This is a genomic window from Streptomyces sp. NPDC059695 (genome assembly GCF_042733785.1).
In the GTDB taxonomy this organism is placed as follows: Bacteria; Actinomycetota; Actinomycetes; order Streptomycetales; family Streptomycetaceae; genus Streptomyces.
In genome coordinates this window covers 26,816-37,996 of sequence record NZ_JBHWFF010000029.1, presented here as the reverse complement: position 1 = coordinate 37,996, position 11,181 = coordinate 26,816, and the positions used below count along the sequence as shown (strand labels likewise).

The following is an 11,181-nucleotide window of genomic DNA, read 5'->3' as shown; positions in this document are numbered from 1 at the left end:
GCGTAGCTCACGCCCTACCACCGCGGCGACGACCGCAGAGAACTACCGCTTGCCCACCCGCGCACGGATCGCCTCCGCGGCCCCTCCCTGCGACGACCCGAGGAGTCCGGCCGGGGTCACGAGGGTCGTCTGGCACCCGACGGACGGTCGGCCGGAGATCCATGCGTGGCAAAGCTCCAACCCCAAGGACCCACTATGGGTAACCTTTTACCGCCAGGGGGACACGCGGCGACAACTCGAAAAGATCATCGACGTCAGCACGCCGGCTGGAGCCACGGCTCCGAGGTCCATCCCGAAATGCCTCCCTCCCCGAAAGGGTGACTACTGATGATCGAGCTCGCCGATCCTGGGTTAACGACGTACGACATTGTCCTGAGCGCCGACGACCCCGCGCGAGGGCCGGAACAAGGGCCCGCGGAGGTCAGCGAACCCGCCGCCTTGGCCGGCCGGCTCCGGCTCGGCGGACCGCACGCCGTCCGACTGACCCCCGAGGAACTCGCCGCGGACCCGGAACTCGCCAGGTACGCCGAGGAACAGGCCGCCCTGTACGAACACCACCTGGTACGACTGTCCCTCACCTTCGTCCCCCACACGAGCGGCCCCCGGCTCAAGTTCGCCAATGTGGCCCTCCACCTCACCTCCGGCTGGGGACCGAAGCCCGTCGCCCACTCCATGGACCCGATCCGGTTGACGGACCCGGTGCAGATCGAACACGTACGTCGCCTCGGACCGCAGCTCTCCCTGCTCGGTGCTGACGCCTCTCTCGGCGAGATGACACGGACGGTCGGCTACACGACCAATCAGCCCATCGTCCAGGCGCTCGACCTGGGCGGCTCTACCCCGGCCTGGGACTTCAGGCCAACCGCTGCGACCGAACTGAGCGGCACCTATCCGCTCAGCCTCGTCGTACGTTGCGGAGCGGGCACCGAGACAGAGTTGAGATGCACGGTGACAGCCGGGGTAGAGAAGCCACTGTTGCGCCGGTTCAGCCGGGAGCTGCCCAATCCGCTGCGGCTGAAGGCGTTCCTATGACGCCCGCGGACAAAGACAGTGTCCCTCTGCGCAGGCAGGAGGTGCGTGCACTGGCGGAGGTCTACCACTCGGCGGGGCGGGCCCGGCTGATGCTGCGCTCCGCCGGATTCCCTGCGTGGGCGATCCCGGCCGGAGCGAACACCATGGGCGAGTTCTGGGGACAGGTCTCCTCCGAGCTGGAGGGCGGGGTGATGGCGGCGGGACGGACCCGCATCCTGGCCAAAGCGCACGACGAGCATCCCTTCCATCCCGTGTTCGCCACGGCCGACCAAGGCGATCCGGAAACGGCGGGGGCTCCGACTGCGGGGAGAACGACGGACGAGCGCCTGCGCGTGATGCTGATGGGCGCCGAGCCCGCCCGCTACGGCACCACCAGGGCGAGCGCCGAACTGGGGGCGGCTGCCAGGGAGGACCGCGGGCGCCTGGACATGCGGCTCTTCCCGGCCGCCGGCGGTGCCGATCTGAGTGAGATCCGCTCGATCCTGCCCCATGTGCTGCACCTCGCCTGTCACGGTACGCGCGACGAACTGATCCTCGAGGATGCCGCGGGCGACGCACACCATTTGGCGGCGGACGATCTCGTCAACACCCTGAAACTCGTCGCCGAGCACCGCGGTCACCGCCTGCGGGCACTGCTCCTCCGCTCCTGCGAGGGTCAGGAGGTGGCGGAGCGCTTCATGCCCTACGCGGATGTCGTCATCGCCCACCAAGGCAGGCTGGACGCCGAGTGCTCCGTCCTCTTCGCCACCGCCTTCTACCGCGAACTCGCGGCCTCCCCCCACTCGCCCGACGCGCAGGCCATCGGGTCAGCCGCCCGCTTCGCGGCCCAGGACACCGTCAACCAGGCCGCCCCGTGCCGCAGCGTCCAGACCCAGCTCATCGTTCTGCCCCGCACGACGTGAACCGCCCGCAGCACTGATCCACGTCTCGCACAGGAGCCGTCATGCCATTCAACGACTCGCCCGAGTTCCAGACGTCGGACGATGTATCCGACGAGGAAGTGACGGGCCCGGCCCCCTTATGGGACATCTCGCAGGAGGATTGGGAGGAACTGCGCGCGGGACTGAGCGACGCGTATCAGGACTCCACAGCCAGGGCGAGGTTCATGCGCGACCTGAAATTCCCGGCCAACGAACTCCCTCCGTCCGCATCGAGCCAGGCAGACTTCTGGGAGCACGTCCGGGAACGGTGCGAGTCGGGAGCTGTGTCGCTGGGCTGGCGAGACTTCGCCGACCGCGCGAACCGTGACCAGACGGCCGCCCACCAGCCCGTCTTCACCCGGCTGGGCGGTGCCGTCGATCCCTTCCCCGACGCGGCACCGTTCGTCGAGCCCCCGGAGGAGCGGGCTGAGTCGAGGATCGGCGCCATGGCGCCCACCATCCGTGGCTACGGCGAACTACTCCCCGCCGGAGACCGCCCGGAGCTGCGGAACGCGCTGCTGGAGAGCTGGGAGGATCGGCTCGGCTCCTGGTCCGAACTGTCCGACTTCCAGAAGCATTTGCTCATCCTGTGCCGGGAGATCATCGACCAGCGCGGGTTGGGCCTCGTCTACGCCGTCACCAACAGCGGCAAAACCACCCTCGCTCGTCTTGGTATGACCATGGCGGTCAATTCGGGGAAGACGTCGATGATGCTGCTGCCGATCAAGGCTCTGGTGACCCAGGAGCACTCCGAGTGGCAGGTGCTCCAGGACAGCAGCCCGGACATGAAGGGCCTGCGCGTCTACCCGGCCTCGCGGGACTATCCGGAGAACGACCGGCCGGTTGGGGCAGGCTCGTACGACGTCGCACTCGCCATCTACGAGAAGCTCGGGGTCTACCTGGTGCACCGGCTGTCGCCGCTGCGCCGCAGTGCCCTCGTCGTGGTGGACGAACTCCAGATGCTGGCGGAGCGGAGCGAGCGGGCCGCCAAACTGGAGGCCCTGCTCACACTGGTGAAGATGCTCCCCCGGGACCAGCAGCCCGCCCTCCTCGGCCTGTCGGCCGCTCTCTCGCCTGCGGCGGGAGAGACGCTGGAACGCTGGCTCGGGCACGACCGCCTCCTCCGGAAGCACTTCACCAACGTGCGACCGGTGCCGCTCGACACCTATGTGGTGGGTCCACGGCGCTGGCTTGTGCAGGAGAAGGCGCACCTGCTGAGCATGCCTGGAGAGCACCAGCCGCCCCCACCTCCCTACGAGCAGGATCACGGGCTCGGCGACATCCGCGACAAGCATGCGAAGGCCCTGTCCCTCCGTTTCGAGGGACTCCCGGGAAGCAGGCTCTCCACCGCGCCACTCGCGGCCGCCTTGGTCGTCCAGACCCTGATCAAGGATCGGGACAAGCGGATCATCGTCTTCGTCCCCGGGCGCACCATCGCGCAGAGCCTCGCGCTGGCCATTCAGGACCTGCTGCAGGCAACCAGCGGTCAGAAGCCGGTAGGCAGGCGTGGTTCTCCCTGGCGCGTCGGCCGTTACCACGGGCCCGAGTCGCAGGCCAGGGACGAGGCGGGCCATCTCTACGAGAAGCTCAGGAACTCGGATCTGCCCCTGTACGACCTGGTCATGCGAGGTCTGCGGCACGGCGTCGCCTTCCACACGGCGGCCCTGGCACCCACCCTGCGGCGCCAAGTGGAGGACGAGTTCAGGGAGCCCGACGGGCTGCTGCGGGTCATCGTGGCCACGGACACCCTGGCCGTGGGCCTCAATCTGCCCGCCGACGTCGTCATCTCGACGAGCGTGTCTGGCTGGGGCGGTGGGGGGGCCAACCGGATCCGGCGCCTCCTGCCGGCGGCCGATCTGGACAACAAGGGCGGACGGGCCGGGCGGCGACTCGGCAAAACCGTGACGGACCAGCTCGGGAAGTTCTTCATCCTCGTCCCGTCCCCGAAGGATCTCCAGGAGATCGACGGACTGGCCCCGGAGCAGGTCAAGGCACTCTCGACCGAGGAGGGCGTGTACCGGACCTTCGTCGCGAGCTCCGAACGCTCGCTCAGAATCCAGTCACAATTCCGCGACACGCTCCAGATCAGCGGTCTGGTCCTCCAGGTGCTCTGCCAGGGACGCAGCGGTCTCACCCGGCGGCAGTGGCTCGCTCGGGTGTCGGAGATCATCGCCGGACTCCTCATCTCCTACGAACCCGACGCCCCGGACATTCCCGACGCCGAGGACGTGCTGCGGGAACTCGAGGCCCGGAACCTGATCGTGTTCAGCGAGGGCGAGGGGTACCGGGGCGGTGAGGAGGTGCTGTCGCTGACCCCTCTCGGCCAGGCGCTCGGTCAGTCGGGGCTGGAACTGGACGACGCGGCGGAACTACAGCACCTCGCGCGCCTCGCGATCGAGAACAAGGGCCACCTCGACCTGCTGTGGCATGCGTTCAAGGCCCGGTCCGTGCAGCGGATCACCGCTTGGGTCGCGTTGCCGGGACAGCCCACGAGCAACCACATGCCCTCACTCAAAGGAGCCGTACTCACCCTCCTGTGCGCACATTGTCTGCCGGACGACTCGGCCGAGGCGCCGACGAAACGCCACTTCTCCCTTCGCTACATCGCCGCCAAGGGGCCGGCCGTACCGGACCGACTGCTCAACGCAAACAACCAGCAGATCTCCGACGAGTTGCGCCAGCTCCTGACCATCGACGAGGACGCGCTGACGATGGAGGACGCCAATGCGCTCCTGCGAGCGGTCGTCGCGTGGGAGTGGCTGAACGGGACTCCGTACGACGAGATGGCCAGGCGAATCGGTGGCGTGGTCCAGTCGTCCGAGGAGCCCGACCGCGGGAAACGGAGGGCACCGTCGGTCAAGCTGTACTACGCGGACGTCGAGCAGCTCTGCGAACAGGTCGCGGGGTACCTACGCGCCGCAGCCGAACTCTGCGTGGGCGACGACGGGTCCGACCACTCCTTCCGCATCCACGCGCTCGCGCAGCGCGTGGAATCGGGGCTACCGACCTGGCTCGCGCGTGTCTCGAAAATGCGGATCCCCTCGCTGCACCGCGAGCGCCTCGCAAAGCTGGCCGACGGAGAGGAGCTGACCCCTCTGTCCGACCTCGTGAACGCCGACGTCATCAAGGCGGTGCTCGACGAGCAGGAGCGCGAGCTCGTCCGAAAGACCATCGAGAGCCGGATGGAGGACGAACGGAAACAGCTCGAGCGGGTCGGCGGCGAGGTGGCAGGAGAGACGATTCCGGGCACCGAGGGCGAGACGTTCACGGAACTCTCGGACGACCTCGACAACGCGGAGACGGCCAAGGAGTATCTGGACCGGCTCTGCGAGACCGTGCGGGACATGGGCGTAGACGCCACGGAGACGGAGACGGAAGGCGCGTTCGCCATGTCCGTCTGGACCGCGCCCGGCACCGGGGCCACCGTCGAGATCATGGTGCCCAAGCAGTTCTCGCTCACGGCCGACGGAGCGAAGGCCGTGGCACAGCGGCCCGCCCGGGTCATCGTGCGGAGCGCTGACGCCGGCGCGCGGAGGGTACTGGAGGAGCAGGGCACCCAGGCTCGGTTCGTGACCATGGAATACGTGCTCCAGAGCCTGGCGCATCTGGTGCAGGATCTCCAGCACGCTTTCTCGCCGGACCATGTGGTCGAGGAGCTGCGCAAGATCCGGGTGTCGTCAATCGGAAGAGACTGGTGACCACCCGTGCACCCCCGCGGGGGTGCACGGGTGGCGGGGTGGGGGCAGCTGGGATCGCGAGAGAGCGATACCAGTCGCCCGCCAGAGCGCCCAGCACGGTCCAGAGAGGCCGCCCAACCCGCTCCGTCGCAGGTCAGACGGCCTTTCGCCGAACGTATTACACGTTGAAGCGGAACTCCACGACGTCGCCGTCCTGCATGACGTACTCCTTGCCCTCCATGCGGGCCTTGCCGGCCGCGCGGGCGTCGGCGACCGAGCCGGTCTCGACGAGGTCGGCGAAGGAGATGACCTCGGCCTTGATGAAGCCCTTCTGGAAGTCGGTGTGGATGACACCGGCCGCCTCGGGGGCCGTCGCGCCCTGCTTGATCGTCCAGGCGCGGGATTCCTTCGGGCCGGCCGTCAGGTAGGTCTGGAGGCCGAGGGTCGCGAAGCCGACGCGGGCGAGGGTGGCGAGGCCGGGCTCCTCGGCGCCGACGGACTGGAGGAGCTCCATGGCGTCCTCCTCGTCGAGCTCGGCGAGGTCCTGCTCCAGCTTGGCGTTGAGGAAGATCGCCTCGGCCGGGGCCACCAGGGCGCTCTGCTCGGCCTTGAAGGCGTCGTCCGTCAGCTCGTCCTCGTCCACGTTGAAGACGTACAGGAACGGCTTGGTGGTGAGGAGGTGGAGGTCGTGCAGGAGCTCCGCCTTCTCCGAGCCCTGGACGATGCCCTGCGAGAAGAGGGTGTCGCCCTTCTCCAGGATCGCCTGGGCGGCCTCGACGGCGGCGACCTTCGGCGCCGTGTCCTTCTTGATCCGCATCTCCTTCTGGAGGCGCGGCAGGACCTTCTCGATCGTCTGGAGGTCCGCGAGGATCAGCTCCGTGTTGATCGTCTCGATGTCGTCCTTCGGCGAGACCTTGCCGTCGACGTGGACGACGTTCTCGTCCTTGAAGGCGCGGATGACCTGGCAGATCGCGTCCGACTCGCGGATGTTCGCGAGGAACTTGTTGCCCAGGCCCTCGCCCTCGCTCGCGCCGCGCACGATGCCCGCGATGTCGACGAAGTCGACGGTCGCCGGGAGGATGCGCTGGGAGCTGAAGATCTCCGCGAGCTTGGTCAGGCGGGCGTCCGGGACGCCGACGACGCCGACGTTGGGCTCGATCGTGGCGAACGGGTAGTTGGCCGCCAGCACGTCGTTCTTGGTCAGGGCGTTGAACAGGGTCGACTTGCCGACATTCGGCAGACCGACGATTCCGATCGTGAGCGACACGGTGGCGACTTCCTGAAGTGTGGATGGTGGGCCGATCCCCCAGTTTACGGGCGGGCCGAACCGGCCAGTGACGCCGACCTTCGGTCGTTCTCGGGGGCAAGGTCACCCAAAGGGCGTGTCCCGGACCCGGTTCCCGCCCCCTTCCGACCTACGTTGGTCAGGTGGAGCAGCACAGGACAAGTCAGCCGCAAGGCCGCCGAAGCGCGCAGAACCCCGCCACGCCGCCGGTCGCACCGCCGGGCGCGCTCGTGGAGGGCGCGGCCGTCTACCGGGTGACCGGCAGGGCCGGGCGCCCGCCGGGGCGCGGCCGTGTGGAGCGGGCCGCGGCGGCCGAGGCGGGCGCGGGACCGGCCGGGCGCGGTTCCGGGCGCCCCTCCGGGCGCCGGCCCGCGCCGCCGGTGGTCGTCGCCCTGCGCCGGCTCCCGTCGCCGCGTCTCACCGGGCTCGGCAGCGGGCTGTTCGCCTCGGCCGTCATGCTCACCCTCGGGCTCCTCGACCAGCTGCTCCTCGACGGCTCCCCCGTGGTCTACGGCCTGCTGTTCCTGCCGGTCAGCGCCCTGACCGCGCTCTGGGTCCGGACCGCCGACCTGGTCACCGCGCCGATCGCCGTCCCCATCGCCTTCGCCGTCGGCGTCGTCCCCATCGCGGGCGGCACGGGCGGCTTCGGCGGCCAGGCCATGGCCGTGGTGACCGCCCTCGCCGTGCACGCCGGGTGGCTCTACGGCGGGACCCTGGTCGCCGGTGTCATCGCGAGCGTCCGCAAGGTGCGCGACATGGGGCGCCGCCCCCACCGGCCCGTCGCCCGGACGGCCTCCGGGGCCGGCGAGGGGCCCGGCGGGCGGCCGCGGACGGCGGGACGCCGGCCCGTCGCGTAGACGACCCGGCAGGGGCGGCTCGGTCCGCCCCTCAGGCCGTGCTCGCCGCCATCCCCGCCCCCACGATCCCCGCGTTGTTCTGGAGCTCCGCCGGGACGATCTCCGCGCGGATGCCCTCGATCAGGGGCAGGAACCTGTCCGCCTTGCGGCTCACGCCGCCGCCGATGATGAACAGCTCCGGCGAGAAGAGCATCTCCACGTGCGCGAGGTACTTGCGCAGCCGCCGCGTCGCCCAGTGCTCCCAGCTGAGGTCCTCGTCCTCCTTGGCCTTCGTCGAGGCCCGGGTCTCCGCGTCGTGCCCCTTGAGCTCCAGGTGGCCGAGCTCGGTGTTGGGGACGAGCCGCCCGTCGACGAAGAGGGCCGAGCCGATGCCCGTGCCCAGCGTCAGCAGGATCACCGTGCCCTTGCGGCCCCGGCCCGCGCCGAAGGCCATCTCCGCGATCCCGGCCGCGTCCGCGTCGTTCAGGACGGTCACCGGGAGTCCGCCGAGCCGCTCGCTCAGCAGGGTGCCGGCGTCGACGCCGATCCAGGACTTGTCGACGTTGGCGGCCGTACGGATCGTGGAGCCCGCCACGACGCCCGGGAAGGTCACCCCCACCGGTCCCGTCCAGCCGAAGTTCTCCACGACCTCCACGACGCAGCCCGCCACACCGTCGGGTGTGGCGGGCTGCGGGGTCAGTACCTTGTGGCGCTCCTCGGCGAGCGTGCCGCGCTCCAGGTCCACGGGGGCGCCCTTGATGCCCGAGCCGCCGATGTCCACTCCGAAGACGTTCATGGACCCACGGTAAGGGCTGGCGCGCCTCGCTACTTGTCGACGGAGGAGACGGCCGCGGCCGCCGCGAGCCTGTCCGCCTCGGCGCGCAGGTCCTTGTTGCGGAGCTCCTTGGGCAGCGAGAAGGTGAGGGACTCGTCGGCCGTCTTGACGATCTCCACGTCCGCGTAGCCGCGCTCGGCGAGCCACTCCAGGACCTCCTGCACCAGGACGTCCGGGACGGAGGCGCCGGAGGAGAGGCCGACGCTGGTCACGCCGTCCAGCCAGGCCTCGTCGATCTCGCTGGCGAAGTCGACCAGGTACGCGGCGGGGACGCCGGCCTGCTTGGCGACCTCGACCATGCGGATCGAGTTGGAGGAGTTCTTCGAACCGACGACGATCACCAGCTCGGCCTGACCGGCCAGCTCCTTGATCGCGGTCTGGCGGTTCTGGGTGGCGTAGCAGATGTCGTCCGACGGCGGGGAGATCAGCTGCGGGAACTTCTCCTTCAGCGCGTCGACCGTCTCCATGGTCTCGTCGACCGAGAGCGTGGTCTGGGAGAGCCAGACGACCCGGGAGGGGTCGCGGACCTCGACCTTGGCCACGTCCTCGGGGCCGTCGACCAGCTGGATGTGGTCGGGGGCCTCGCCGGAGGTGCCGATGACCTCCTCGTGGCCCTCGTGGCCGATGAGGAGGATGTCGAAGTCGTCGTTGGCGAAGCGGACGGCTTCCTTGTGGACCTTGGTGACCAGCGGGCAGGTGGCGTCGATGGTCGCGAGCCGGCCCACGCGGGCCTCCTCGTGGACGGCCGGGGCGACGCCGTGCGCGGAGAACATCACGATGTTGCCGGGCGGGACCTCGGTCGCCTGGTCGACGAAGATCGCGCCCTTCCGCTCCAGGGTCTGGACGACGTACTTGTTGTGGACGATCTCGTGCCGGACGTAGATCGGGGCCCCGTACTGCTCCAGGGCCTTCTCCACGGCGATCACGGCACGGTCCACGCCCGCGCAGTAGCCGCGGGGGGCGGCGAGCAGGACACGCTTCGGGCGGTTCGTCGCGGAGGCGGAATCGGGCGTCGGCGCGGGCGTTGCAGTCATGCGTCCCATCGTAAGGCCGCGTCGGTGAGCGTCTGGAGCGGCGCCGTGGCCGAAACTGGCGCCATGGCTGAGGAGACGCAGGTCACGGACCACGAGAAGCTGCGGCGGAATCTCGGGTTCCGCGATCTTGTCGTGTACGGACTGCTGTTCATCGCCCCCATGGCGCCGGTCGGCGTCTTCGGCACGCTCGACGCGAAGTCGCACGGCGCGGTGGCACTGGTGTACGTCGTGGCCACCGTCGCCATGGCCTTCACGGCGTTCAGCTACGCCCAGATGGTCCGGGTCGCTCCGCAGGCCGGCTCCGTGTTCACGTACGCGCGCAAGGGCATCGGCGAGGGGCCGGGATTCATCGCCGGGTGGATGGCGATGCTCGACTACCTGCTGATCCCGGCCGTCGCCTACCTGTTCGCGGGCATCGCGATGGAGGCGCTGGTCCCGGAGGTGGACCGGTGGGTGTGGACCGGCATCGCCGTGGTGGTCACCACCCTCCTGAACCTGTGGGGCGTGCGGGCGGCGGCCCGGGTCGGCTTCGCCGTGCTCGCCCTGGAGATCGTGGTCCTCCTGGTCTTCGTCGTCTCCGCGGTGGTCGTGCTCGCACGGGACGGGGCGCTGCGCGACTGGTGGTCGCCGCTCACCGGCGACGTCTCGTTCTCCCTCGCCGCGGTGGTCGGCGCGGTCTCGGTGGCCGTCCTGTCGTACCTGGGCTTCGACGCGATCGCCTCCTTCGCGGAGGAGGTCACGGGAGGCTCGGCGAAGGTGGCGCGGGCGGTGCTGTTCTGCCTGGCGCTCGCGGGCGCCCTCTTCGTGGCCCAGACCTGGCTGGTCGCGCTCCTCGAACCGCTCTCCTCGGCCGACCTCGCCGCCGACCCCGCCAAGCAGGGCTCGGCCTTCTACGACGCCGTGGACGCCTCGGTGGGGGACTGGCTGCACGACCTGGTGGCCGCCTCGAAGGCGATCGGCGCGGCCTTCGCGGCGCTCGCGGGGCAGGCGGCGGGCGGGCGGCTGCTGTTCGCGATGGGCCGTGAGGGGCGCCTTCCGCACGTGCTGGGCCGCACCGACGGGGGCGTCCCGCGCGTGGCGCTGCTCGTGGCGGCGACGGTGACGATGATCGCGGCGCTGTGGGCGGCGAGCCGGGACGACGGCCTCGACCACCTGGTCTCGGTCGTCGACGTCGGCGCGCTGACCGCGTTCGTCCTGCTGCACGCGAGCGTGGTGGGCTGGTTCGCCGTACGCCGGGCCGAGGGGCCCCCGCACTGGCTGAAGCACATCGTGCTGCCGGTGACCGGCGCGGCGATCCTGATCGCGGTGATCGTCGAGGCGTCGCCCGCCGCGCAGGTGGTGGGCGTGGTGTGGCTGGGCGTGGGCCTGGTGGTCCTCGCGGTCCAGGGCGCGACCCGGACGTCCACGGGCGGGTGAGGCGCGGGGCGATGTTCCCGCGCGCGTGAAGCGCGGTACGAGGTACGAGGCGGTGTCCCCGCGCGCGTGAGGCGCGGTGCGCCACGGGGCGGTGTCCCCGCGCGCGGGGAGCCGCCCGGCCGCCGCGCACCCCTGACGTTGTCGTA

8 protein-coding genes are annotated in these 11,181 nt (G+C 70.1%); 5 read left to right on the top strand and 3 right to left on the bottom strand.

Features of this window, described 5'->3' with window-relative positions:
- The first annotated feature begins 327 nt into the window (after positions 1–327).
- The 3 genes from ACFV2S_RS29445 to ACFV2S_RS29435 are packed head-to-tail and all read left to right on the top strand — an operon-like array spanning position 328 to position 5,650.
- Complete coding sequence (locus tag ACFV2S_RS29445) at positions 328–1,032, top strand: hypothetical protein (RefSeq protein ID WP_385565393.1); 705 nt, start codon at positions 328–330, stop codon at positions 1,030–1,032.
- A complete protein-coding gene (locus ACFV2S_RS29440; RefSeq protein ID WP_385565389.1) occupies positions 1,029–1,934 on the top strand; it encodes an effector-associated domain EAD1-containing protein in 906 nt (301 codons plus the stop codon). Before ACFV2S_RS29445 ends, ACFV2S_RS29440 begins: the two co-directional genes overlap by 4 nt.
- A 41-nt stretch (positions 1,935–1,975) precedes the next feature.
- Positions 1,976–5,650 carry a DEAD/DEAH box helicase gene (locus tag ACFV2S_RS29435; protein ID WP_385565386.1) on the top strand — a complete coding sequence of 1,225 codons (3,675 nt, stop codon included), beginning with the start codon at positions 1,976–1,978 and terminating at the stop codon, positions 5,648–5,650.
- A 157-nt stretch (positions 5,651–5,807) separates the two neighbouring features.
- Here ACFV2S_RS29435 and ychF read toward each other — a convergent pair whose 3' ends face one another.
- Complete coding sequence (ychF, locus tag ACFV2S_RS29430) at positions 5,808–6,896, bottom strand: redox-regulated ATPase YchF (RefSeq protein WP_030320605.1); 1,089 nt, start codon at positions 6,894–6,896, stop codon at positions 5,808–5,810.
- Positions 6,897–7,057: 161 nt separating this feature from the next.
- On the opposite strand from ychF, the gene ACFV2S_RS29425 reads away from it, so the two are divergent.
- Positions 7,058–7,771, top strand: coding sequence for a DUF6542 domain-containing protein (locus ACFV2S_RS29425; RefSeq protein WP_385565380.1), 714 nt, complete (start codon positions 7,058–7,060; stop codon positions 7,769–7,771).
- Positions 7,772–7,802: 31 nt separating this feature from the next.
- Here ACFV2S_RS29425 and ppgK read toward each other — a convergent pair whose 3' ends face one another.
- Positions 7,803–8,546 (bottom strand): polyphosphate--glucose phosphotransferase, encoded by a 744-nt coding sequence (ppgK, locus tag ACFV2S_RS29420; RefSeq protein ID WP_385565375.1) that lies wholly within the window; start codon positions 8,544–8,546, stop codon positions 7,803–7,805.
- 29 nt (positions 8,547–8,575) lie between these two features.
- Positions 8,576–9,628: a 4-hydroxy-3-methylbut-2-enyl diphosphate reductase gene (locus tag ACFV2S_RS29415; protein ID WP_385565370.1), complete on the bottom strand. Its 1,053-nt coding sequence runs from the start codon at positions 9,626–9,628 to the stop codon at positions 8,576–8,578.
- A gap of 54 nt (positions 9,629–9,682) precedes the next feature.
- Between ACFV2S_RS29415 and ACFV2S_RS29410 the strand changes: the two genes are divergently transcribed.
- Positions 9,683–11,035, top strand: coding sequence for an APC family permease (locus ACFV2S_RS29410; RefSeq protein WP_385565366.1), 1,353 nt, complete (start codon positions 9,683–9,685; stop codon positions 11,033–11,035).
- The last annotated feature ends 146 nt before the right edge of the window (positions 11,036–11,181 follow it).